The 25,298-nt window shown below is 64.3% G+C and carries 17 protein-coding genes and 1 pseudogene; 8 read left to right on the plus strand and 10 right to left on the minus strand.

All coding sequences use genetic code 11. From position 1 onward, the window contains the following. Window positions 1–39: 39 nt before the first annotated feature. The 6 genes from A9D15_RS13640 to A9D15_RS13665 form a co-directional block, all read right to left on the minus strand. A complete protein-coding gene (locus A9D15_RS13640; protein WP_066765850.1) occupies window positions 40–297 on the minus strand; it encodes an ATP synthase F1 subunit epsilon in 258 nt (85 codons plus the stop codon). Window positions 298–299: 2 nt separating this feature from the next. Then, entirely contained in the window at window positions 300–1,772 is a 1,473-nt protein-coding gene (gene atpD / locus A9D15_RS13645; RefSeq protein ID WP_066765852.1) for a F0F1 ATP synthase subunit beta, read from the minus strand. A gap of 20 nt (window positions 1,773–1,792) precedes the next feature. Next, complete coding sequence (locus tag A9D15_RS13650) at window positions 1,793–2,668, minus strand: F0F1 ATP synthase subunit gamma (protein ID WP_066765855.1); 876 nt, start codon at window positions 2,666–2,668, stop codon at window positions 1,793–1,795. 31 nt (window positions 2,669–2,699) lie between these two features. Further along, window positions 2,700–4,229: a F0F1 ATP synthase subunit alpha gene (atpA, locus tag A9D15_RS13655; protein ID WP_066765856.1), complete on the minus strand. Its 1,530-nt coding sequence runs from the start codon at window positions 4,227–4,229 to the stop codon at window positions 2,700–2,702. Between the two features lie 31 nt (window positions 4,230–4,260). Then, window positions 4,261–4,815, minus strand: a complete 555-nt coding sequence (locus tag A9D15_RS13660) for a F0F1 ATP synthase subunit delta (protein ID WP_066765857.1) — start codon at window positions 4,813–4,815, stop codon at window positions 4,261–4,263. Between the two features lie 225 nt (window positions 4,816–5,040). Continuing rightward, the gene (locus tag A9D15_RS13665) at window positions 5,041–6,690 is read right to left on the minus strand and encodes a S1C family serine protease (RefSeq protein WP_066765859.1); all 1,650 of its coding nucleotides are present in this window, start codon (window positions 6,688–6,690) and stop codon (window positions 5,041–5,043) included. Window positions 6,691–6,794: 104 nt separating this feature from the next. Between A9D15_RS13665 and A9D15_RS13670 the strand changes: the two genes are divergently transcribed. Next, window positions 6,795–7,838, plus strand: a complete 1,044-nt coding sequence (locus A9D15_RS13670; RefSeq protein ID WP_066765861.1) for a bifunctional transcriptional activator/DNA repair enzyme AdaA — start codon at window positions 6,795–6,797, stop codon at window positions 7,836–7,838. On the opposite strand, the gene A9D15_RS13675 is transcribed toward A9D15_RS13670, so the two are convergent. The 4 genes and pseudogenes from A9D15_RS13675 to A9D15_RS13690 form a co-directional block, all read right to left on the minus strand. Continuing rightward, window positions 7,839–9,440, minus strand: a complete 1,602-nt coding sequence (locus A9D15_RS13675; RefSeq protein ID WP_066765863.1) for a tetratricopeptide repeat protein — start codon at window positions 9,438–9,440, stop codon at window positions 7,839–7,841. 58 nt (window positions 9,441–9,498) lie between these two features. Then, a pseudogene (locus tag A9D15_RS13680) lies at window positions 9,499–11,056 on the minus strand (cryptochrome/photolyase family protein). Window positions 11,057–11,129: 73 nt separating this feature from the next. Then, window positions 11,130–12,743 (minus strand): tetratricopeptide repeat protein, encoded by a 1,614-nt coding sequence (locus A9D15_RS13685; protein WP_066765865.1) that lies wholly within the window; start codon window positions 12,741–12,743, stop codon window positions 11,130–11,132. Window positions 12,744–12,855: 112 nt separating this feature from the next. Beyond that, entirely contained in the window at window positions 12,856–15,021 is a 2,166-nt protein-coding gene (locus A9D15_RS13690) for a primosomal protein N' (RefSeq protein ID WP_066765867.1), read from the minus strand. A 72-nt stretch (window positions 15,022–15,093) separates the two neighbouring features. On the opposite strand from A9D15_RS13690, the gene A9D15_RS13695 reads away from it, so the two are divergent. The 7 genes from A9D15_RS13695 (at window position 15,094) to A9D15_RS13725 (ending at window position 25,293) form a co-directional block, all read left to right on the plus strand. Next, on the plus strand, window positions 15,094–15,774 hold the full coding sequence (locus A9D15_RS13695; protein WP_066765871.1) for a DUF4197 domain-containing protein: 681 nt from the start codon (window positions 15,094–15,096) through the stop codon (window positions 15,772–15,774). A 162-nt stretch (window positions 15,775–15,936) separates the two neighbouring features. Then, entirely contained in the window at window positions 15,937–16,590 is a 654-nt protein-coding gene (gene fsa / locus A9D15_RS13700; RefSeq protein WP_066765872.1) for a fructose-6-phosphate aldolase, read from the plus strand. Window positions 16,591–16,608: 18 nt separating this feature from the next. Beyond that, the gene (gene cobT / locus A9D15_RS13705) at window positions 16,609–18,432 is read left to right on the plus strand and encodes a cobaltochelatase subunit CobT (RefSeq protein ID WP_066765875.1); all 1,824 of its coding nucleotides are present in this window, start codon (window positions 16,609–16,611) and stop codon (window positions 18,430–18,432) included. Next, window positions 18,429–19,091, plus strand: a complete 663-nt coding sequence (locus A9D15_RS13710) for a nitroreductase (RefSeq protein ID WP_066765877.1) — start codon at window positions 18,429–18,431, stop codon at window positions 19,089–19,091. Before cobT ends, A9D15_RS13710 begins: the two co-directional genes overlap by 4 nt. A gap of 261 nt (window positions 19,092–19,352) precedes the next feature. Continuing rightward, on the plus strand, window positions 19,353–22,352 hold the full coding sequence (locus tag A9D15_RS13715) for a CHAT domain-containing protein (RefSeq protein WP_066766160.1): 3,000 nt from the start codon (window positions 19,353–19,355) through the stop codon (window positions 22,350–22,352). Between the two features lie 42 nt (window positions 22,353–22,394). After that, window positions 22,395–24,506, plus strand: a complete 2,112-nt coding sequence (locus A9D15_RS13720; RefSeq protein WP_066765879.1) for an adenylate/guanylate cyclase domain-containing protein — start codon at window positions 22,395–22,397, stop codon at window positions 24,504–24,506. Then, window positions 24,493–25,293 carry a hypothetical protein gene (locus A9D15_RS13725; protein WP_066765881.1) on the plus strand — a complete coding sequence of 267 codons (801 nt, stop codon included), beginning with the start codon at window positions 24,493–24,495 and terminating at the stop codon, window positions 25,291–25,293. Before A9D15_RS13720 ends, A9D15_RS13725 begins: the two co-directional genes overlap by 14 nt. The last annotated feature ends 5 nt before the right edge of the window (window positions 25,294–25,298 follow it).

The following is a 25,298-nucleotide window of genomic DNA, read 5'->3' on the forward strand; positions in this document are numbered from 1 at the left end:
GGCCTTTTTTGATTTGGCTGGAGCCGTCAGAGTCTGAAATCAGCCCTCGACGTGCTCGGCAAGGACCGTCAGGCCGCTGTCTCCGACTTCGGCGAAGCCACCCTGGATCATGATCGTTTCCGGTGCAGCGTCCGCGGTCTTGAAGACTTGCAGCGCGCCGTCGCGGATCGTGGACATGAAAGGCGAGTGCCCTTCAAGCACGCCGAACTCGCCTTCCGAACCGGGGACGACCACCATGTGGACTTCCTCGGAGCGGACCAGCTTGGCCGGCGTGACGAGTTCGAAGTGCAGCGCCATGATCAGGCGTCCTCGGCCAGCTTCTTGGCCTTCTCGACCGCCTCGTCGATGCCGCCCACCATGTAGAATGCCGCTTCCGGCAGGTGGTCGTATTCACCCTCGACGACGGCCTTGAACGACTTGATGGTGTCTTCGATCTGCACGAACTTGCCCGGGATGCCGGTGAAGACTTCGGCAACGTGGAACGGCTGCGAAAGGAACTTCTGGATCTTGCGGGCGCGCGCGACGGTTAGCTTATCCTCTTCCGAAAGCTCGTCCATGCCAAGAATAGCGATGATGTCCTGAAGCGACTTGTACTTCTGCAGGGTCTCCTGGACCTTGCGAGCGGTGTCGTAGTGCTCCTGGCCGACGACGCGCGGTTCGAGAACGCGGCTGGTCGAGTCCAGCGGGTCGACCGCCGGGTAGATGCCGAGTTCGGAAATCGCACGGTTCAGCGTGGTCGTCGCGTCAAGGTGAGCGAACGAGGTAGCAGGGGCCGGGTCGGTAAGGTCGTCGGCGGGAACGTAGATGGCCTGGACCGAGGTAATCGAACCCTTGGTGGTCGAGGTGATGCGTTCCTGCAGCTGGCCCATGTCGGTCGATAGGGTCGGCTGATAGCCCACGGCCGAAGGAATACGGCCGAGAAGCGCCGACACTTCTGCACCCGCCTGCGTGAAGCGGAAGATGTTGTCGACGAAGAACAGGACGTCCTGACCTTCCTGGTCGCGGAAATATTCGGCCATAGTCAGGCCCGAAAGAGCGACGCGGGCACGTGCGCCCGGGGGCTCGTTCATCTGGCCGAAGACGAGAGCAACCTTCGAACCTTCCGAAGTGGCGTTGCCATCGGCGTCCTTGGCGATGACGCCTGCGTCGAGGAACTCGTGGTAAAGGTCGTTACCTTCGCGGGTACGTTCGCCGACACCGGCGAACACGGACACGCCGCCGTGGCCCTTCGCGATGTTGTTGATGAGTTCCTGGATAAGAACGGTCTTGCCGACGCCTGCGCCGCCGAACAGGCCGATCTTGCCGCCCTTTGCGTAAGGGGCGAGAAGGTCGATGACCTTGATGCCGGTGACGAGAATGGCCGCTTCGGTCGACTGGTCGACGAAGAGCGGTGCCTCGGCGTGGATCGGGGCGGTCATTTCCGCGCCGACCGGACCTCTTTCGTCGATCGGCTCACCGACGACGTTCATGATGCGGCCCAGCGTCTTGGGTCCGACGGGGACCGAGATCTGCTTGCCGGTGTTGCGCACGGCCTGGCCGCGGGTCAGGCCGTCGGTGCCGTCCATCGCAATGGTGCGAACGGTGCTTTCGCCGAGGTGCTGGGCAACTTCGAGAACCAGCGTGTTGTCGCCGTTCTGCGTTTCCAGTGCGGTCAGGATCGCGGGCAGTTCGCCTTCGAAGGTCACGTCGACGACGGCGCCGATGATCTGGCTGATCTTGCCCTGGGCGGGAATGTTGCTCGTGCTGTCGAGCACGGGTGCTGCGGTGGCCATGGTTGTTTCCTTGCCTTCAATCAGAGCGCTTCGGCGCCCGCGATGATTTCAACGAGTTCGGTGGTGATCGCGGCCTGGCGGCTGCGGTTGTACTGGATGGTCAGCTTCTGGATCAGGTCGCCCGCGTTACGCGTCGCGTTGTCCATCGCGGTCATCGATGCGCCCTGTTCCGAGGCCGCGATTTCCAGCAGAGCGCCGAAAACCTGCGTCTTCACGTAGCGGGGCAGCAGTTCCTCGAGGATTTCCTCTTCGCCCGGTTCGTATTCCACGACAGCGCCTGCATCGTCCGACGGCGCCGCTTCGGGAGCGGGAACCGGGACGATCTGCTGAACCGTCGGGTCCTGCGCCAATGCCGACTTGAAAATCGGGTAGACGAGGTGGGCGACGTCGAACTTGCCGTCTTCGAACATCCCGATGACTTCGGACGCGATCTGCTCTGCCTCGTCGAAACCGGGCTCGCGAACGTTGCTCGTGTCGAACTGGTTGCCGATCCGCTCGGGGAAGTTGCGCTTCAGCGGCGCACGACCCTTACGGCCGACGAGGTACAGTTCGACGTCCTTGCCATCCGCGATCAGCTTGCGGGCCTTCTGGCTGGCTGCACGAACGATGTTCGAGTTGAGACCGCCGCACAGGCCCTTGTCGGTGTTGACGACAACGAGCAGGTGACGCTGGTCAGAGCCGGTGCCGGCCAGCAGCTTGGGTGCGTTGTCGCCGCCCACCTTGCTGGCAAGACTGGCCATGACCGAGGCCAGACGCTCGGCATAGGGGCGGGCAGCCTCGGCCCGCGCCTGTGCCTTGCGCAGCTTGGCCGCAGCGACCATCTGCTTGGCCTTGGTGATCTTCTGGGTCGACTTGACCGAGGTGATCCGGCCCTTGAGTTCCTTCAAAGAGGCCATGACGGCTCCCTACTTAAGTGTCTCGCGGGGTTCAGGCGAACTGCTTGGCGAACTTGTCGAGTGCGGCGACGGTCTTGTCCTTCGTCTCGCCCTCGAACTTTTGCGTCGAGCGGATTTCGCCGAGGACATCGGCGTGTTCCGAACGCATGTAGCTCAGCATCTCGCCTTCGTAGCGGGTGACGGCGTCTACCGCGATCGAATCGAGGTAGCCGTTGGTACCGGCGAAGATCGAGACGACCTGTTCCTCGAACGGCAGCGGCGAGAACTGCGGCTGCTTGAGGAGTTCGGTGAGGCGCGCACCGCGGTTCAGCAGCTTCTGCGTTGCGGCGTCGAGGTCTGAGCCGAACTGTGCGAAGGCAGCCATTTCGCGGTACTGTGCCAGCTCCAGCTTGATCGAGCCGGCGACCTTCTTCATCGCCTTCGTCTGGGCCGAGCCGCCGACGCGCGAGACCGAGAGGCCGACGTTGATGGCCGGGCGGACGCCCTGGTAGAACAGGCCGGTTTCAAGGAAGATCTGGCCGTCGGTGATCGAGATCACGTTAGTCGGAATGTAGGCCGACACGTCGCCTGCCTGCGTTTCGATGATCGGGAGAGCGGTCAGCGAGCCGGCGCCGTTTTCCTCGTTCAGCTTTGCCGCACGTTCCAGCAGGCGGCTGTGCAGGTAGAAGACGTCGCCCGGATAGGCTTCGCGGCCCGGAGGACGGCGAAGAAGGAGCGACATCTGGCGGTAGGCGACGGCCTGCTTGGAAAGGTCGTCGTAGACGATGACGGCGTGCATGCCGTTGTCGCGGAAGAATTCGCCCATCGCAGCGCCGGTGTAGGGCGCGAGATACTGCAGCGGAGCAGGCTCCGAGGCGGTCGCGGCGACGACGATCGAATATTCCATCGCGCCGTTTTCTTCGAGCTGACGCACGATCTGTGCGACGGTCGAACGCTTCTGTCCGACGGCGACATAGATGCAGTAGAGCTTCTTGCTCTCGTCGTCGCCCTGGTTGACTTCCTTCTGGTTGATGAAGGTGTCGATGGCGACGGCGGTCTTGCCGGTCTGACGGTCACCGATGATCAGCTCGCGCTGACCGCGGCCGATCGGAACCAGCGCGTCGATCGCCTTCAGGCCTGTCTGCACGGGTTCGTGGACCGACTTGCGCGGGATGATGCCCGGCGCCTTCGTTTCGACGCGGGCGCGGGTCACGTCGGTCAGCGGGCCCTTGCCGTCGATCGGGTTGCCCAGCGCGTCGACGACGCGGCCCAGCAGGCCCTTGCCGACGGGAACGTCCACGATGGTGCCGGTGCGCTTGACCTGGTCGCCTTCCTTGATGGTGGCGTCCGAACCGAAGATAACGGCACCGACGTTGTCGGCTTCGAGGTTCAGGGCCATGCCCTGGATGCCACCGGCAAATTCGACCATTTCACCGGCCTGGACCTTGTCGAGGCCGTGGATGCGGGCGATGCCGTCACCGACCGACAGCACGCTGCCGACTTCGTTGACCTGGGCCTCGGTGCCGAAATTGGCGATCTGGTCCTTGATGACCTTCGAGATTTCTGCGGCGCGGATATCCATTTAAATAGCCTTTCGTCGAAGCCTTGCGGGCTTAGCCCTTCATCGCCTGGGCGAGAGAATTGAGACGGGTGCGAATCGAACCGTCGATCTGCTGCGAGCCGATCTTGACGACCAGCCCACCGAGGATCGCGGGATCGACCGTGGTACGGACCTTGACGTCGCGTCCCTCGCGAGCAGTAAGCTTCGCAGTGAGAGCGGCGATCTGGGTATCGTTGAGCGCGTGCGCGCTGGTGACGTCTGCCGTCACTTCGCCGCGCTGTGCAGCGGCGATGGCATTGAACGCGCGGATGATGTCGGGAAGAGCGGCGAGGCGGCGATTTTCCGCCAGCGTGCCCAGAAACTTTCCGGTCAGTTCCGAGGAACCGAGATGGCGGGCGACGGCGGTGATCGCTTCACCGGCTGCCTTGCGCGAAATCTCGGGGTCGGTCAGCAGGGCCGACAGGTCGCCCGATGCGGTGATCGCCTGGCGCAGGTTGTCGAGGTCGCCCTCAACCGCGGTCACCTGGTTCTGGTCGACCGCAAGGTCGAACAGGGCCGCTGCATAGCGCCCTGCGAGACTGGCCGTAATGCCGCCGGAAATATCCACGCGAGTAGCTTCCCTCTTCGTTATCGCGAACCGCCTGGCGAATCGCGCAGTGGCCGGATGGCCTGCAGATTCGCAATCTGGCAGGTGAGCCAGACAGGGGTGTCTTCGTCGCGGCGCGCCTAGCAACGAAACCTGCAAATGACAACTACGCTTATCGGCTAATATTCCACCGGTGCGATATCGACCATCGGGTGGGACTGAATCGCTTCGCCTTGCAGGGCCGTTTTACCCTTCCGAAGCGCCGTTTTCCCCTGCAGCCACCGCGTTTGCGGCGCCGTCGTTGGGGGCCGGTTCGCACGAATAGACCAGTCGCTCGTTCGGCATCTTGGGAAGGAGAGCGCGGATCGCCTGCTGGGCATCACCCAATTCGCGTGCCGCTTCGACGCCCGCACCGCAGGCAGGCGCCTGAAAGTCGGACCGCGCCTTGCGCGCCGCGTCCATCGTCTGGAGATCGACGAGATAACGATCGACGGTATAGACGCGTCCTTGCGGATCGTAGCGGTTGAGCGAAATCGTCTGGTCCGCGCCGTTGACCGAGATGCGGGTCCAGTTCCCTTCCATCAGGCCGTACTGCGTCTTTTCGTTCACGCAGCCGTCGGGCGACCAGTCGAGGCGAACCTCGTTCGTGTTTGAAACCGTGACGCGGCTGCGTTCGGGGCGGAAGCGGCAGACGAAGCGGCCCTTGTCGACCAGCGAATCCGGTGGCGTGACGGCGGGGACTTCGGCCATCGCCGCCCTTTCGGCCTGCGAAGCGCGTTCCACGATGTCGTCGACGCTCGGCCGCGAGAACCATGCCGCCAGCGCGCCGACCATGCACAGAAGCGCAAAGACAGCGCTTGCCGTGCCTTGTTCCTGTTCCTGCCGCGCGAAGAATCGCATCGAAACCGCCGCACCCAGAACCATGAGCGCGAGCATGAGACCGGCGAGCGCCATCAGCGTCTCGCGCTCGTCGATCGTGTCGAGCTCCGACCGGCGGGAGGCGCGTTCGGCCTTCAAGCGGCGTTCGGTGGCGGCGGCCTCCATCCGGGCCTGCTGTGTCGCAGATTCGCGTAGGGCGCGCGCGCTTTCATCGGCGTCGAAGGCGGCAAGGCTCTGGCAGGGCAGGGCGTTGGTGTGGGCCGAAACCCCCGCCTTGCGCAGGAAAGGCGCCAGTTCGCGCATCGAGACCGCGAAGTAGAATTCCGAATCGGAGCCGTTGTCGCTGATCGTTCCGAAGCTGTTCACGCCTACGACGCGGCCACACGCGTCGAGCAGAGGGCCACCGGAATTGCCGGTGCCGATAGGCGCCGTGTGAAGCAGCGTGTCGAACTGGCTGGAACTGCGCCCGCCCGAGACCTGTCCGCGCGACTTGACCGGAGCCTGCGGCGAGACGAGCCCGTTGAGGCCGAGGCCAAGTGCCTCGTCGACATTTGCGGGATAGCCGACCGCGAAGACATCCGCCCCGTCATCGACCGCGCCGGTGTAAAGCGTGGCAACGGGAAGGCTGGCGTCTTCGGTCAATTCGATAAGGGCGAGGTCGACATCGCTCGACACGCGGACGATTCGCGCGAAATAGCCGGTGCGGCCCTGTGCCGGCACAACGCCAAGGCGCAGGCGGTCGTCCTCCAGCAGCGGGGCGAGGACGTGGGCGTTCGTGACGATCAGCTTCGACGTTACGGCAAAGCCGGTGCCGTGCCCGATGACATCGTATCCCGACGAATCGCGCAGGACGATTACGACGCGCACGACGCTGCGCGCGGCGGCGTTGATGTCGGCGCTGTCGGCGCGGGCGGGGGAGGGCGCGGCAACGTGCAGCGTGCAGGCGAGCAACAGCGCGCACAGCACGACGCGAAGGGCCGCAAAGGCCTTGGTGGGGTGGGGGAACCGCGAACCCATAGGCGCGCTGTTACCCGATCCGGCGCGCGATGGCAGGGGGATTATCTCTTTTGCCCGCAGGTTTCGGGATGCGCGTTGCATCGCTGCCGCGTTAAGAAGAGGTCATGACGACCACCCCAGCCCCTTTGCCGCTCGACGAGAGCGAGGCGCTCGACGCCTTCGAGCGGCGCGACCGTGCCTATGACGGGCGCTTCGTCGTCTGCGTGACGACAACACAGATATACTGCCGCCCTTCGTGCCCCGCGCGGCGGCCTCGGCCCGAGAACGTGCGGCTCGCCGCGTCGAACGATGCTGCCGAGGCCATGGGATTCCGCCCGTGTCTGCGCTGCAAGCCGGACGAGGCGGCTCGCGATTCGCAGGCGGTGGAGCAGGCCATCGCGTTGATCCGCGATTCGGGCGAGCGACTTGTACTCGCCGACCTTGCCGCAGCGGTCGGATATTCGCCCGACCACTTCTCCCGCATATTCTCTCGCGCCACCGGCATGACGCCAGCCGCCTATGGCCGCGCGTTGCGGATGGAAAAGGCGCAGGAGGCGCTTGGCAACGGGCATGTGACCAGCGCGATCAACGAGGCGGGTTACGGCGCAGCGTCGCGGTTTTACGAGAAAGCGAAAGAGAGAATGGGCATGGCACCTTCGGCATGGGCCGATGGCGGAAGGGGCGTAACGATCCGATGGGCCGTCGCCGACACGAGCCTTGGCCCGATGCTCGCTGCCGCGACCGACAAGGGCTTGTGCCGATTGTCGTTCGGCGAAGGCGAGGCGGACTTGCGCGACCGCTTTCCGAACGCGGCCCTTGTCCAGGGCGGGGTCGATTTCGCCGACTTCATCGCACGGGTCATCGCTGCGGTCGAGACGCCATGCATGGCGTCTGACATCCCGCTCGATGTGCAGGGCACCGCGTTTCAGGAGCGGATCTGGGCCGAGCTGCGCAAGATCCCGCCCGGCGAGACGCGGACTTATGCCGAGCTCGCCGCAGCCGCCGGAAATCCGAAAGCCGTCCGCGCGGCGGGCAGCGCGAACGGGGCGAACAACGTCGCGGTGCTGATTCCCTGTCACCGCGTGATCCGATCCGACGGATCGATCGGAGGCTATGCCTATGGTGAGGCGATCAAGCGCGAACTGCTGAAACGCGAAAGCGAGGGCTGATCACCCTTCGTCCTCTGGCAGCCCCGCCATCTCGCGGATGTCCTTCAAAAGCTTGCGGTCCGTCGTCCACGCGTGGGGCGAATAGGCCGAGATCTTGGCAATCGCGATCGCAGGTTCAAACTGGCCCATTTTCGCCATGTCGCGGGCCAGCGCGTTGCGGATTTTCTTGCTTTCGGGCGCGAGGACATAGGCCTTGCGCAGGCCCAGGTGCGCCACCTCAGGCATCTCGTCGCCGGATTCGAGATAGGCCTTGTGCCAGAGATAGAGCGGCAGCGGGTCTTCCGGGGCAAGGCGATTGGCCTTCACGAGGTAGCTGCGCGCGGCACGCCACTGTTCGGTTTCGCCCTTGGCGGCCTTGTGCATCAGGATCTCGCCCTTCAGCGCATTGGCGCGCGGATGGTCGGGCATGGCAGCCAGCGCGAAATCCACTTCGCGCTCCGCCTCGGCAAAGGCCTCCTCCTGCTCGGCGCGCAGGCGGGACTCTTCGCCTAGATCGTATTCCTTCAGGTTGTAGGCGATCGCCTTTTCGAGGTCCTCGATCTTCTTCGATCCGGGCTCCTGCTCGGCAAGCGTGCGGCGCAGTTCCTCGACGTAGTCATAGATATCGTCGACGAAAGTCGCGGCGGAGTGGTGGGCCTTGGCGAGAGCGAAGTGTACGCGCGGCTCGTTCGGATACTTTGCCTCTAGCTTCTTCAGCAGACGGATCGGTTCGTCCTGCAGGTTCTCCGACCGGCGCAGCAGGTCGATCGAGATAAGCTCCTGCTCAACCGGATCGGGCACCGAAGTGGTGATGTTCGGCGCGGGCATGTCGGTAGTGTCGATGATGCTGAACTGCAGTTTCCCCTGCCCATACCGCCCGACGGCATAAGTCAGCTGGTCCAGATCGCCCAGCGCCTGCGCCGCTTCTTTCAGCGACTTTCCGTTGCGAAAATCATCGAGATAGCGGGCCAGCCGTTGCGCATAGGCCGGGTCCGATTGCAGCATGTGGAGCAGCAGCCAGCCGCGTGAATAGGAGGTGTAGTCCCCACGTTCGGCCAGCAGGAAATCCGCGACCGAATCGCCGTCGTGATATTGCAGGCTCTCTGTCCGGTGGTTGGCGGGGCGGCCGATCTCGATCGTGTCGTCGTCGATCACGGTGGTCGAGTAGAACTCGGCAAAGGCTTCGGAATACCATGCAGGAACCGCGCTGTTGAAGTTGCGGTACATGAAGTGGTGCGCGTACTCGTGATAGAGAACGGCGTTACCGTTCAGGTGAAAGCCGGTCTTGATCCGCGAATTCTGGCCCACGGCGTAAGTGCCGTATTCGTCCGCGGTATAGAACCCGCCGACCCCGCTCCACGAAAGCTTTTCGACATCGCGGTAGCTGTCGACGAGGTAGATCGTCGGGCGGTTCGGATTGCCCGACGGTTCGATACCGTGGAGCTGGTGCAGCAGCGCGTCGAAGAGTTCGAGTTCACGCGCAAAGGCGCGGACGCGGTCTTCCTTGCCTTCGGAGTATATGACGAAATTTTCGGTCTCCGCCTTGTGCCATTCGGCAGCGGCAGGCGATGCGAGGCCGAGCGCAGCCGTCGCCGCGAGAAGAAATCCCTGAATTCGATGCATTTTTGCGACCCTCAATTCCCTCGGGATATCTTGCCGATCAGGCGAAGGCGATCAAGAACTAGTCGCGCGCCCATCCACGGCTGGCAGGTTTCAGGCCGTCGAGCACTGCCTTTGCGCTATCGAGATAGGCCTGCTGCTTGTCTGGCTTCATCCGGTCCCATGTTGCGTATGCCCGCCCGATGCGGTGGTTCGATTCCAGCAGCTTGCGGTTGCGGACGAGGAAGTCCCAGTAGAGCGGGTTGAAAGGGCACGCACCTTCGCCGGTCTTCTTCGAAACCGAGTAGGCGCAGTCGCCGCAGTAATCGCTCATCTTGTTGATGTAGTTGCCGCTCGCCGCATAAGGCTTGGAGGCAAGGCGGCCCTTGTCGGCCCAAAGTGCCATGGCTGCGACGTTGGGCAGTTCGACCCATTCGTAGGCATCGGCATAGACGACGAGGAACCAGTCCTCGACCTCCTGCGGCTTCACGCCCGCGATCAGCGCGAAATTGCCGAGCACCATGAGCCGCTGGATATGATGTGCATGCGCGCTTTCGCGGGTCGATCGCACGCAGTCGGCCATGCAGCGCATGTCGGTATCGCCGGTCCAGTAGAACTCGGGCAGGGGGCGCGTGGCCTTCAGCGCATTGGCCTCTGCCAGTTCGGGCATCTCCAGCCAGTACATCCCGCGGATATATTCGCGCCAGCCGATGATCTGGCGGATGAAGCCTTCGACCGCGTTGATCGGGGCCTTGCCGTCGCGAAACGCCTGCTCGGCGCGGCGGCAACATTCGACCGGGTCCAGAATGCCGAGGTTGATCGAGGTCGAGAGCAGCGAGTGGAACAGGTCGTCGGACCCGTGGACCATCGCGTCCTGATACGTGCCGAAGTCGGGCAGGCGCTGTTCGATAAAGGCGTCCAAAGCTTCTTCCGCCTGATCCGATGTCACGGGCCAGCCGAAGTGGTCGAGGCTGCCGAAATGGTCGGCAAAGCGGCGCTCGACCATTTCGATGACCTCGCCGGTCACACCGTCGGGCGCAAACCTGGGTGCGGGCGGCGGGGCAATGTCCTTGTCGGGCGAGGCGCGGTTGTCGTGGTCATAATTCCACTGGCCGCCTTCGGGTTCGTCGCCGTCCATCAAGAGGCCGGTCTTGCGCCGCATCTCGCGGTAGAAGTTCTCCATCCGCAGCGTGTCGCGCGATTGCGCCCAGGTATAGAAATCGTTCAGCGAACAGACGAAACGGTCGTCGGGCAGGATTTCGAGCGGGACGGACAGCGGTCCCTTCAGCCCTTCCAGCGATTTCAGAACGCGCCATTCGCCAGGTTCGACCACGCGGACCTCGCTCGCGCCGTGGCGATCGACCGCGCGGGAAATCTCGCCGGTGAACGAGCCGGAATTGCCGCCGTCTTCCAGCGCGATGTAGTCGACCGTCCAGCCCGCATCGCGCAATTCGGCAGCAAAGTGGCGCATGGCCGACAGGATCAGGACGATCTTGGCCTTGTGGTGTTTGACGTAAGTCGTCTCGTCGGCGACTTCCATCATCAAGGATCACCGTGTCCTTTTTCGTCCGGCCCCTGAGGCTGGCAAGGTCACGGGTCAGCTGGTCGCCAAGGACGGGTACGAGAAGGGGGCCGGGCATGTCCTTGGCAACGCACGAGCGTGCCCAAGGTGTCCCGGCCCCGTCGATGGGCGTTCGGAACGCTGTCAGCCGATCAGGATTCCTTGGCCTTCTGTTCGGCCTCGTCCATGATCTCGATGAGCTTGTCGCGAGCTTCCTCGTTCTTCTGCTCGTCGATCAGGTCGATGACCTGGCCCAGCTTGTTGTTTTCCTGGTCGCCGTGGAAGCTGAAGGCGATCGGGGCCAGCACCGTCTTGGCGAGCGGGCCCTTCAGTTCGATCAGCAGCTGGCGAGCGAGGATCATGCGATAGGCCGCGTCGAAAGCCGCACTCTCGAACACCGATTCCAGCGCGATGATCGCGTTCTCGCTCGGCGCTTCACCGGCGCGGCGATAAGTCTCGTAATAGAGGATCAGCGGTTCCGGGTTCTGCGGATCAAGTTCGGTCGCCTTGGCCAGCGGTGCACGCGCATCGGCGTACATCGCCATGTCCTTGGCCTCGTACTCGGCGCGGCCCATGATCGACTTGGCCTTGAACAACCACGCCTGCGACGAGTTCGGATCGAGAGCGAGCGCACGGTCCACGGCGCGATCGGCATCGTCGTAGCGGCGCGCGTCGACGAACGCTTCGGCAGCGGCAAGCTGCACGAAGAGGCTTTCGGGGTACTCCGCAGCCTTGGCCTCGATCCCGCTGGCGACTTCCTTGGCGTCTTTCCGGTCCACTCCGCGCTTGGAACGCATGTAGAGGTTGATGACCGATTCTTCGGCCGCTGTCAGTTCGCGCATCGCGACGGCAGGGGCGACATAGTCGGCAGGCTTGATGTCGAAGCCCGGCAGCTTGCCCAGCTTCGCCTCGCGCTTGTAGGCGTCGACTTCGTCCTGCAGCTTGTCGAGATCGCCGAATGCGGCCTTGGCGGCGGTCAGGCCGTCCTGACCTTCGCCGATGGCCTTCAGGTACTGGAACAGCTGCGGACGACGTTCTGGATTGAAGCTGAGGTAGTGGGCGACCATCCAGCCGGTGCCGTAAAACTGCAGGCGGTCGAGGCCCGAACGTTCATGGTTCTGGTCGAACATCTGCTTCAGCGGGAAGCTGCGAAGGTTGTAGATCTGGAACGAGCGATACTGCGGCGGATTGCCGAGGTGGAACGTGCCGTCCTCGTAAAGCTCGATCGTCGCGTAAAGCTCGGCAAAGGCCTCGATGTACCAGTCGGGATACGTGGCCGGGAATGTCTGCAGCATGAAGTGGTGGACGTATTCGTGCTGCAAGATCGAGCGCGGGTCCATTTCCGCCTCGGTGTTGCGGGCGCGCTGGCGGATCGAGCGGATGTCGGCGATGTTTTCCTGCACCGGCGTAAAGGCGACAGGGGCACCTGCGCGCGGGATGTAGAAGCCCGCGATGCCCGAACCGGGCGCACCGGCCAGCTTGGCGATGCCCGACACGCGGCCTTCGCGGAAGATCGTGACCTTGTTCGCGTCGCTCAGCTCCTCTTCCGGCTTGATCGGAAGCGCCTGAATCGTGCGCAGTGCGTTGTCGAATCGTTCGAGTTCGCGGGCAAATTCCTCGGTATCTTCCCTGGAATCCTCGGAATAGATGATGAAGTGGTCGGTTTCGGCCTTCCACCATTCGGCGTGCGCCGGCGATGCCGCCAGCGCGGCGATGGCGGCCGTTGCGGCCAGAGTGTTGCGGATGCGACCCAGAACTTTATTCATGAACCCCTCTCTCGGCCCGCCGGTTCGTTCCGAACAGGGCCTACCGATGTTGAACCAATCCCCTTGTCGCCGGGCCATGGCCCAAGTGCCCTGTACCGGCGATGAAGCGATTTCATACGAAACTGTATGGATCGATGTCGACCCCTATGCGAACCCCCGGCGCAAACTCCATCGGATGGAGCCATTCGCGGATCGTCTGCTGTAGCGCTGCGCTGCGCCGGGCATTGATCAGCAGGCGATAGCGATATCGCCCGCGAAGCAGCGACAGCGGGGCAGGCGCAGGGCCGAATACGGCCAGATCGTCCAGCCGCGGGGCGGCGCGACCGATGTTCTGCGCTGCCTCGCGCGCTTCGGCCTCCTCCTCGCTCGACACGATGATTGCGGCCCAGCGTCCGAAAGGCGGGGCACCCGCGTGGCGGCGGGCATCGGTTTCGGCGGCATAAAAGGCATCGCGGTCGCCAGCGGCCAGAGCGGCGATGACGGGCGCATCGGGATGGCGCGTCTGGATCATGACTTCGCCGGGTTTGGATGCGCGGCCAGCGCGGCCCGCGACTTGTGCGATCTGCTGGTATGACCGTTCCGCCGCACGCAAGTCGCCGCCCTCAAGACCGAGATCGGCATCGACAACGCCTACCAGCGTCAGTTCGGGGAAGTGATAACCCTTGGTAACGAGCTGGGTGCCTACGATCACGTCGATCGCCCCGCTTTCGGCTGCATCGACGAAAGCGGCGATCTTCTCGGGGTTCGACAGGGTGTCGCTGGTGACGACGGCGGTGCGCGCATCGGGAAAGATCTGCGCGACTTCGTCGGCGATACGTTCGACACCCGGGCCGCAAGCGGTAAGGCAGTCTGCCTCGCCGCATTCGGGACATTGCGAGGGCGAGGGGACTTCGTGGCCGCAATGATGGCAGGCCAGCCGCTTCGACAGGCGATGTTCGACCAGCCATGCCGAGCAGTTCGGGCACTGGAAACGGAACCCGCAATTGCGGCACAGCGTCAGCGGGGCATAGCCGCGGCGGTTGAGGAAAAGCAGCGACTGCTCGCCCCGCTCCAGCCGCTCCTCGATGCCCTGCACCAGCGGCGGGGCCAGCCAGCGGCCGCGCGGCGGGACCTGTTCGCGAAGGTCCACGACCGCAATCTCGGGGAGCGATGCCTCGCCAAAACGGCTGGGCAGGTCGACTTTTTCGTAAACGCCCGCCTCTGCCATCTGCAGGCTTTCGAGCGCAGGCGTGGCCGATGCCAGCACGACCGGGATCTGTTCGAACCGCCCGCGCATCACGGCTACGTCGCGAGCGTTGTAACGCACGCCGTCGTCCTGCTTGAAACTGACCTCGTGCGCCTCGTCGACGATAATGAGGCCCAGGTTCGCATAGGGCAGGAACAGCGCCGATCTTGCGCCCACAACGACTTGCGCGCCGCCTTCGGCCACTTGCCGCCATGCGCGGCGGCGTTCGGACTGTTTCTGACTGGAATGCCAGACGACGGGCGGCACGCCGAAGCGGCTTTCGAAGCGTTTGAGGAAATTCTCGGTCAGCGCGATTTCCGGCAGGAGGACCAGCACTTGCCGCCCCATGCGCAGCGCCTCGGAAACGGCTTCGAAATAGGTCTCGGTCTTTCCTGAACCGGTCACCCCGTCGAGCAGGAAGGGCGCGAACTTGCGCGCCTTCACCGCGTCAACGAAACGGTCCGCGACGCCCGTCTGCAGGTCCGACAGGGTCGGCACCGCGTGATCGGGATCGGCGGGCGGATAGGCGCGGTCGATGTCGACGACGACAGGCTCCATCACGCCTGCATTGACCAGCCCGCGCAGCACGGCCTCGGACACGCCGGCAAGGTCGGCGAGTTCGCGGATCGTGCCCTGTTCGCCGTCCAGCGCCGAGATCGCCGCGTCGCGCTGCGGCGTGAGGCGCGAAGGCATCACGCCGGTCAGCCGGTATTCGGTGATCGTGCCCCCGCCGCGCAGCGCAGCGCTGGACGACAGGCTCATGCGCGCAACGCTTGCCATCGCGGCGCAATAGTAGTCCGCCGTCCACTCGATCAGCCGCCGCAAGGGGGCACGCAGCGGCGGGACGGGCAGGACATCCAAAATGGGGCGCAGGCGCGCATCCGGAACTTCGGTGCCCGGCAACCGTTCGCTTTCCCAAGCAATCCCGAGCACTTGCCTCGGCCCCAGCGGCGCGACGACGACGCTGCCGGGTTCGACGTGCAGGTCGTCGGGCACGCGATAGTCGAGCGGGCCGAGCGCTGCATTGAGTACGAGGAGTCGGACGCGGTTCATGAGGTGCCTTCTATATGGGCGCTGCCGTGGCTTGCGACACCCCGGCGCATCGCCCCAACAGGAGTTGTCGTCATGAATCTGTCCCCCCCGTCCAGCCGCCGCGCCTTTCTCGGCGGTCTCGGCCTGTCCGCCGCCGCCCTGACCCTGCCGGGCTGTGCATCCTATGGCGGCTTCAGCTTTACCGAGGCGATCCGCCGATTGCTGACCCTGTCCTCGACCCGCACGTTCGATCGCTTGCTGGCCGAAAACGGCTTCTACGAAAGCCAGGTAGCACGGCTTCAGCTTGACCAGTTCCTTGGCGCGCGCGGGGGTATCCTGTCTTCGATCCTGACTTCGGGCATCGTGAAGGACCGCCTGTTCCGCGGCCTCGCCGACGTTGCCGCCTCTGGCGCGGAGCGCGCGGCGCCCGTCGTTGCAGATACGATCCGCATGGTCGGTATCCAGAACGCCGCCGCGCTTATCACCGGCCAGCCGACAGCGGCGACCAGCTTCCTGCGAAACAACATGGGGCAGCGTCTGGTAGAGGTCATGGTGCCCGAAATCGGTGATGCGCTCGATCTCGTCTCCGATCCGGTCGTCGGCCCTGCGCTTTCGGCACTGGCAGGATCGAACCTGCAGAACGTCGTTTACGGTCTGACCGATGTGGCGGAAGAGACGATCTGGACCGAAATGGGCAACGAAGAGGCATATATCCGCGAGAACCCGCGCTCTACCAACGATCCGGTCCTGATCGGCGTGTTCGGCGTCGCCTGACGGGGCCGATCCGATCTAAACTTCGCAAACTGGCACGCTTGCCGGTTGCAATGTCGCCCATGCGGCGGCAAGGCAGGCACCGATCAATCGGGTCATCGCGCTCGTCCGGCTCAACAACGCCGAACGGGCCGCGATGCCAGCCAGAAACTAGCGAGCGCACCCATGAAATTCTTCGCCGACACCGCCGAAATCGCCGACATCAAGGACCTGGCCGCGACCGGCCTGCTCGACGGCGTCACCACCAACCCCTCGCTCATCGCGAAGTCGGGTCGTAACTTCATGGAAGTGACGAAGGAAATCTGCGACATCGTCGACGGTCCGGTCAGCGCCGAAGTCGTTGCTCTCGATCACGAGACGATGATGAAGGAAGCCGAAGTCCTGCGGAAGATCGCGGACAATGTCTGCATCAAGGTTCCGCTGACGATCGACGGCCTGAAAACGTGCAAGGCGCTGACGTCGGACGGCACGATGGTCAACGTCACGCTGTGCTTTTCGGGCAATCAGGCGCTGCTTGCCGCCAAGGCCGGCGCAACGTTCGTGTCGCCTTTCGTGGGCCGTCACGACGACAACGGCGTGGACGGCATGGACCTCATCCGCGACATTCGCCTGATCTACGACAATTATGCGTTCGAGACCGAAATCCTCGTCGCGTCGGTGCGACACGTCACGCACGTTCTTGAATCGGCACGCATCGGCGCCGACGTGATGACCGCGCCCCCCGCCGTCATCAAGAACCTCGTCAAGCACGTGCTGACCGACAAGGGTATCGAAGGTTTCATGGCCGATTGGGCCAAGACCGGCCAGTCTATCATCTAAGATAGCGAAAGCCGCAATTTGGCCGACCAGTCCCCTCTCGACAAGTTCCGCTCCGCGCTGACCGCGGCGTCGCGCGCCGTTTCGCGTGAGGCGGAGCTTGAGATCAACTGGACTTCGGAAAGCCCGAACCAGGCAGGCCACGTCGTTCGTGTACCCATGCCGGGCCGTAAGCTGGAGGCAGGCCCCGTTGCCGCTGCGCGCGGGGTGGCCGACAGTTTCGCGCTCAAGACGCGGCACCACAACGCCGCGCTGCACCGCAGATCGCGCCCCGTCGAACCTATCGCGGGGCAGGTTTACGATACGCTGGAACAGGTCCGGTACGAGGCGCTGGGCGCGAATGCCATGCAGGGCACGCGCGCCAACCTTGCCGCCGCGCTTGACCGCCGTCTGGCCAGCGATCCGATCCTGCGCGCCGACAAGCGCGAGGACGTGCCACTTGCCACGGCACTTGCCCTTCTGGCGCGCGAGGCGCTGACCGGCGAAGCACCGCCCGAAAACACGCTGGCGGGACTTGAACTGCGCCGTGCCGGTATCGAAGGTGCAATCGGCGACGATTTCGCGCAGCTTGCCGAAGTGCTGGACGATCAGCAGGCTTTTTCGCGCAAGATGCTGGGCCTTCTCGAACATCTCGAACTCGTGGCGAGCGAACCTGAGGACGCTTCCGAAGACGATAGCGGCGACGAGCCTGAAGGCGAGGACGAGACCGAGAGCGAGAAGGAGGAAGAGCAGCCCAGCGATTCCGATGCCCGCATGGAAGCGGCCCCAACCGAAAATCCCGAAGGCGAAAGCGAGAGCGAGGACGGCGAGGCCGAGGGCGAGGACGGCGACAGCGACTACGAACCGGGCGAGGGCGATCAGGAGGGCATGATGCCGGTCCGGCCCAACCGCCCGTGGACCGAGATTCCCGACGACTTCGACTATCGCGCCTTCACCACCGATTTCGACGAAATCGTCAGGGCGGCGGACTTGTGCGACGAAGAAGAACTGACCCGTCTGCGCACGTATCTGGATGCGCAACTCAAAGGTCTTCAGGGCGTCGTCACGAAACTAGCCAACCGGCTGCAGCGCCGGTTGATGGCGCAGCAGAACCGGTCGTGGGACTTCGACCAGGAAGAAGGCCTGCTCGATGCCGCGCGGCTGGCCCGCGTGGTGATCTCGCCCGGCCACTCGCTGTCCTACAAGATCGAGCGGGACCAGGAATTCAAGGACACGATCGTCACGCTTTTGATCGACAACTCGGGCTCGATGCGCGGGCGGCCGATCTCGATCGCGGCGATCAGCGCGGACGTTCTGGCCCGTACGCTCGAACGCTGCGGCGTGAAGACGGAGGTGCTGGGCTTCACCACCCGCGCCTGGAAGGGCGGGCAGAGCCGGGAGCAGTGGCTGTCTAAGGGCAAGCCCCAGAACCCGGGCCGCCTCAACGATCTTCGCCATATCGTTTACAAGCAGGCGGACGAGCCATGGCGCCGGGCGCGCCGGAATCTCGGCCTGATGATGCGCGAAGGGCTGCTGAAGGAAAACATCGACGGCGAGGCGCTGATGTGGGCGCATTCGCGGATGCTGGCCCGGCCAGAGGATCGCCGTATCCTGATGGTGATTTCCGACGGTGCGCCGGTCGACGATTCGACGCTGTCGGTCAACAATGCGGGCTATCTGGAACAGCACCTGCGCAAGGTGATCGAGTGGATCGAGAAGAAAAGCCCGGTCCAGCTTGTCGCCATCGGTATCGGGCATGACGTCACCCGCTATTACCGCCGTGCGGTTACTATCATGGATGTCGAGCAGCTTGGCGGCACGATGATCGAACAGCTTGCCGGTCTTTTCGAAGACGACACGAAATGAACGTGAGTGAAGCGGTCGCAAGCCGCCGGTCGGTCCGCGCGTTTCTGGGCAAGCCGGTCGACCTGGACCTCGTTCGCTCCATTCTCGACCGCGCCCGCATGGCGCCGTCAGGCTGCAACTTTCAGCCTTGGCGCGGCACCGTGCTTTCGGGCGCGAAACTGCGCGAAGTGCAGGACGCGATGGCGGCAAGCGAGCCGCAGGACCCGATCGAATATTCGTGGTCGGAGCCTGAAAAGTCCGAAATCCACCTGAGACGGCTGCAGGAACTGGGCGCGCAGTTCTATGGCGCGATGGAGATCGAGCGGGCCGACAAGGAAGGCCGCGCCGACTTTGCCCGCCAGAACATCTATTCTTTCGGCGCGCCGGTCGTTCTGATGGTCCATTTCGAACGCCTGATGGGTCCGCCGCAGTGGTCGGATGTCGGAATGTGGCTTCAGACGATAATGCTGCTGTGCCGCGAAGAAGGGCTCGACACTTGTCCGCAGGAATGGATGGCGCTCTACGCGCGGCTCATCAAGCAGCACATCGGCGTTTCGGACGAGGAGCAGATCCTCTTTTGCGGCATCGCCATCGGATATGGCGACCACTCGGTTCCGCTGAACCGGTTCGAACGCACCCGCGTGCCGCTTGACGAACAGGTGCGCTTTCTCAGCGAATAGGCAATTTTGCCGCGTCTTTCCCCGTTTAATGTAACATAACAGGGCACTTTCGGCTGTTCACTGTGCTAGGTGTCACAGAGTCGGATGGGAAGGTCGGGCTACGGGAGAGCCCTGCCGCGATTTCGGTGTTAACCACCGTATGCGCGGAGAGACCTGTATTGTGGGGGATACTAGATGCGAAGCGACAAGTCGCTTTTCGGCCGTTGGTCCGTTCGTGCGGGATTCGCGCTGGCTGGGGCTATCGCCTCGGCCCAGCCCGCCATGGCGCATTCTTCGCCGCTTTTGGCCGACAGTTTTCCGGTAGGATCGGGCGCAGAGGCGCTTTGCCAGGTGCAAAGTCGCGGTGACAGTCCGCTGCTTGCCAACCCGTTCGACCGCGCATGGGCCGTCGTGTGCCGCGATACCGCGCTTCCCGTGGCGCGCATCTACGCCCTTCGCGGCGATGACGCGATTTCGCGCATCGCCGCCAATCGCAAGGAATTCACTTGCCCCGAAGGCACGCCCGAAGTGCCTTCGACTCTTGTCGACGGCGCTACGCAGCGGCAGTGCCTAGGCTCGCGGACAGGTCTTCCCTATACGGTCGTGACGCTGGGCGACGGCAAGGCGAAGTGGGTGGCGGAAGGTTATACCGCCTACGAAAGCGCGCTCGAACTCGCGCTGAAATCGCTGTTGGAGGATCGTCTGGTCCCCGGCGAGGTCACCGTGGCCACGGCCTCGGTCGCCGATAGCGAGGCTTTCGCCCGAATCCAGGCCCAGACGCTGGACCCGCGCGCAGCGCTGGCCGAAGGGTATCGTCGCAACAATGCGGGCGACTATGCCGATGCGGCGGCATTCTTCGAACAACTCGGCATGCGCGATACTGACGCGGTCGGCGCTTCGCAGACGGAATATCTTGCCAATACCGCGCTGCAGCGGTCGAACCTTGGCCAATTTACCGAGGCGGAAATCTTGTTCTCGCAGGCCGATGCCTTGCCCGCGACCGACCCGATTACCGAGCGCAAGCTGCGTAATTTCGAGGCGATCCATCAGCTTAATCGCGGCGAATACGCCGCCGCGATCGAACGGCTGGCCCGTCCCTTGCGCGTGTCGATCGCGCCTGGGGGGCAGCAGCTTCGGCAGGACCTGACGCTCACGCCGCCGCTGACCAGCCGCATCAACGCGGGCGATCCGATCCTCGAGGCGCTGGGCGTCGTCGACGATCTGAAGCTGACCGAGGTGGAGCACGCGACGATCCTCGACGCGCAGGCGGATCACTTGCGTGGTTCGGCGCTCTATTACCTTGGCCAGACGGCAGAAGCGGAAGCCGCGCTCAATCTTGCCCAGCGCCGCGTGGTCGGCGTGCGCAACGGGCGGGTCGTGTCGATCATCCGCATGCGCGGCCAGATCCTTTCGCAACTGGCCCGCATGGCCGAGGATCGCGGCGATTTCGGGCGGGCGGAAAGCCTGCTGGATTCGGCGGTCTCGATGATCGCGGTTCAGTATCCCGAAACGCGCAGCCTCGCCGCCGCACAGGCGCAGCTGGCTGCGTTCTACGCGCGGCATGGCCGCGTGCCCGAGGCTTCGGCGCTATACCGCGAGATCGTGGACCGTTCGCTCGAACGTACTGATGGCCTGACCGGACTTGCCGGACAGATGTCGCCCTGGTTCGACATTCTCGCCGCGCGTATGACCACCGATCCTGCCGCTTCGGCCGATTTCCTTGCCGCCGCGCAGATCCTGATGCGCCCCGGTGTCGCCGATACGCAGGCGGTGCTGGCCCGCGAACTTTCGGCCGGCGATGATGAGGCCGCGCGCCTGTTCCGTCAGTCGGTGAGCCTCAACCGCTCGCTCGAACGTCTGCGGGTGGAACGTGCGGCGCTGGCCCGGCTGGATGGCGCCGATGCCCGTCCGCAGCAGCTCCGCGCGGTGGAGCGCGAGCTCGCCAAGCTGGAAGAGCAGGCGCAGAATACGACCGTCGCGCTCAACTACTATTCCCGGTACCGCGCCGTCGCACAGCGCCACATCGGTGAGGGCGAGCTTCAGAAGGTGCTGTCGCCGGGCGAGGTCTATGCCAAGATCGCGGTGCTGGAAGACGATGTCTTCGTTTATGTCGCAGGTACCGATTTCGCGACTGGATACCGCGCGGGAATAAGTAGCCGCGCCATGGCGACCAAGGTGCGCGAAATCCGCGACACGATCTCGAAGTTCGAGGATGGACTCTACCTCACCGCGCCATTCGACGTAGAAGGCGCGCGCGAGCTTTACGTCGCGCTTTTCGGGCCGGTTTCGGGCCGGATCAAGGGGGCGAGCCACGTGATCTTCGAGCCCGACGGCGCGATGCTGCAACTGCCCGCCAACCTGCTGATCGCCGACGGTGACACGGTGCAGGAATATGTCGTCGCGATGGAGGCGCCCGACGCCGATCCGTTCGACGTGACGATGATCGACTGGATGGGCCGCGACCGCATGATCTCTACCGCGGTGTCGGCGCGCGCCTTTGCCGATGCGCGCTCGCTGCCGTCTTCAGACGCGCCGCAAAGCTACCTCGGCATGGGCAGCAATGCGACCGTGGGCGATACGCCTGCAGGACATACCGGCATTCGCGGATCGTCGGGCGTTACCGCGCAGGATTGCGAATGGCCGCTGGCGGAATGGAACAACCCGATCTCAGCCGCCGAACTGCTGACCGCTACGACGCTGGTCGGCGGCGGCACCGATCTGATGACGGGGGCGGACTTCACCGACACCGCGATCAAGTCGCGCGAGGACCTGTCGAACTTCCGCATCCTGCATTTCGCGACGCACGGCCTCGTCACGCCTCCGGGGCCGAGCTGTCCGACGCGTCCTGCGCTGTTGACCAGCTTCGGCGGCGAAGACTCCGATGGTCTTCTGAGCTTCTCGGAAATCTTTGACCTGAAGCTCGATGCCGATCTCGTGATCCTCTCCGCCTGCGACACGGCGGCTGCGGCCGACGTTGCAACGACGCGCGCGGCGGGTCTCGGTTCGGGCGGCGGCACGGCGCTCGACGGGCTGGTGCGTAGCTTTGTGGGTGCTGGCGGGCGCGCGGTTCTGGCCTCGCACTGGCCCGCGCCTGACGATTTCGGGGCGACGACAAAGCTGATGGAGGGCCTGTTCGAAGGGCAGGGCCAGACGCTGGGCCATGCGCTGCTCGATGCACAGCAGGCGTTGATGAACGATCCGCTGACTTCGCACCCCTATTACTGGTCGGGCTTTGCCATCGTCGGCGACGCGGCACGCCCGCTGCTCAACCTGGGCGGCTGAGACAGGGGAAGGGCGTAGATCCGAAGGGAGCGAGAGGGCACGATGCCGGATACGCAGACATCGACGGGCGAAACGCGGGTGCGGCGGTCCTTGGGCCGCACGTTGCGCCAGCTCGGCTCGACGCGTGTCGTGATCGCGGTCCTGCTGATGGTGATCGGCGTCATCATCGCGTTCGGCAGCTGGAAACTCCCGCTGCTGCGCGATGCGGAGCGTGCCCTGTACGACGTCCGTGCGGTGACCGCGGCAAAGGCGGTAGATACCGACCAGCGCATCGTGCTTGTCGTCTATACCGACGACACCAACCGCGCCCGAGGCCAGATTTCGCCGGTGGACCGTACCGTGCTGGCCGAAGCGCTGGCCAATATCGACAAGATGGGCGCGCGCGGGATCGGCATCGACGTCCTGTTCGATTCCCCGCAGGACGACGATCCGCTGCTGCAGCAGGTCATGTCCGAGATGAAGACGCCGCTGTGGCTCGCCTATGCGACGAACAGGACCAACCCCGAGGCGATCACGTTCGAGCAGCAGCAGGATCTCGATGCGTGGCACGGGGAAGTGCAGTCCGATGTCGTGCGCTCGACCTCTATTCTTCTCGAAACCGACAGCGACGGCGTCGCACGCCGCTGGCCGCGTCACTACGCATCGCTGCCGCCGCTGATGAGCCTTGCGCTGACGCAGGGCGGTCCGGACGCGGCACCGGGGTTTGAAGGCTATACCGGCCCCATCCGCTACCGCGTTCCGATGAGTTCCGACCGGCCCGTTTTCGACAAGGTGCCGATCGATATCCTGGCAGATCCGGCAACGGCGGAGTTCATGGCCGATCTCATCGCCGACCGATACGTCATGATCGGCGGGGACTTTGCCGATTTCGACCAGTTCGATACGCCGTTTACGCGGACCGGCAATCCCGTGACGGGCGAGTCGCAGACCATCGGGGTCGAGATCCACGCCCAGATGCTGGCGCAATTGCTCGACCGCGAAATGCCGATGGTTCTGTCGAAGTGGCTGATCTGGCTGCTGGCCATCCTCGCGGTCACTATGGGCGCGGCCAGCGCTGCGCCGCAAGGTGGCGGTCCGGCAATCGGGCTCGCCATGATCCTGCAGTTCTCGATCTTTCTCGTCCTCCCGTTTCTATTCGAGAAGTGGGGCTACAACACTTACGATCTGCCCTCGATCGGGTGGGTCGGCGGATGGTTGCTGGGCTATCTCGCGGTGGCCTCGGCCCTGCGGTTTATCGGCCAGGCAGAGCGTGAATTCGCGACTGGCGCGCTGGGCAAATATCTGCCGAAATCGGTCGCGGGCGAAATCCTGCGCAATCCAGAGCGCCTGCAGCTGCACGGCGAGAAGCGCGAGATCTATTGCGTTTTCACCGACCTTGAAGGCTTTACCAAGCTGACTCACGCGGTCGAACCTGAGGTCATCGCCAGTCTGCTGAACGACTATCTCGACCGGCTTTCGGCGGTGGTGCTGAAATATGGCGGCACGCTCGACAAGTTCGTCGGCGATGCGGTCGTCGCCTTCTGGGGCGCGCCGATCGCGAAGCCCGACGACGGCTACCGCGCCGCGATGGCGGCCTGGGCGATGTACGAGGCGGGTGAGGAATTTCGCAAGGCCGTGCCCGAAGGCGTGCCACCGATCGGTCGTACGCGCGTCGGGCTCCACTATGGCGAGGCGATCGTCGGCAATTTTGGCGGAGAGGGGCGTATCCAGTACACTGCGCTCGGCGACGCGATGAACACCGCGGCCCGGCTGGAAGCGGCGAACAAGGCACTCGACACGACGGTGCTGGCCAGCGCCGAAGTGGTCGAAAATCTGCGAACGTCGGACATCATCGACTGGTTCGTGCCGATGGGCCGTGTGACGCTGAGGGGACGTTCAACCCCGGTCGAGATCTACGAACCGCGCCCCGATGCCAGCGTGGAAGATCGCGCGGCAATCGCCGCACTTGTCGCGGCACATGCCGATGGCGATGTCGATGCTGTGAACCGCTTCACAGACGAACTGGGCCGAATCGGACAAAGGGAAACTGCGGCAGGCGATGTCGCGCAGGCAGAAGGGCCGACCGGCCCGTCACCGCTGGGAATACGTTCGCTGCACAACCTTGTACAAAGGCTGCGGCAGACAAGTGGAGGAGAAAGTTATGTCCTTGGTTGAGCGCAAGCTTACGCGCGGCCTTCTGGGAGCGGTCGCCGCTCTCTCGGTGCTGGGAACGGCATCGGTTGCCGCAGCGCAGTCCGTGGTCCTTCGCGCAACGGGGCCGTCCTCCAAGACCTATCCGGCCGGCAAGAAGCTGGCCGCTAACAGCGAGATCGTGCTGAAGTCGGGCGACGTCGTCACCGTGCTCGACAAGGCGGGCACGCGCGTCCTGCGCGGTCCGGGCAAGATCAAGCTGGACGGCGCGGTCGTGCGCGACCGTACCGGCTCGCAGCGGGTGGCCGATCTGGTTTCGGGCGGGACGGGTGCGCGGGCGCGGACCGGGGCCGTGCGCGGCGCCGGCAGCGGTGCGGCTTCGGCGACGCACACCGGCCCGACCAACATCTGGCAGATCGACAGCACGAAGGGCGGTACGTGGTGCGTCGCAGATCCGGCACGGCTGGTCTTCTGGCGGCCCGACCGTGTCGAGGCGGTGACCGGCAAGGTAACGGGCCAGGCGGGTTCGTCCGACATCGCGTGGAAGCGCGGCAGCGCGCTCAAGCTCTGGCCGCAGGATCTGGCGGTCGTCGACAATGCGACCTACACGCTTGAAATGCCGGGCGAGGCGCCGGTGACGATCATCACCCGTGTTCTGCCGCAAGTGCCGACCGACGACGCGACGGCGGTGTTCTCGATGCTGAACGATGCCGGCTGCGAGGCGCAGCGCGACCTGCTGGTCGAGGCCGCTTACGCCGATGCAGAAGCGATGGCCGAGACGCCGGAAGACGAAAGCGACAGCGAGGACTGATGCTC

It is taken from the genome of Croceicoccus pelagius (assembly GCF_001661915.1).
In the GTDB taxonomy this organism is placed as follows: Bacteria; Pseudomonadota; Alphaproteobacteria; order Sphingomonadales; family Sphingomonadaceae; genus Croceicoccus; species Croceicoccus pelagius.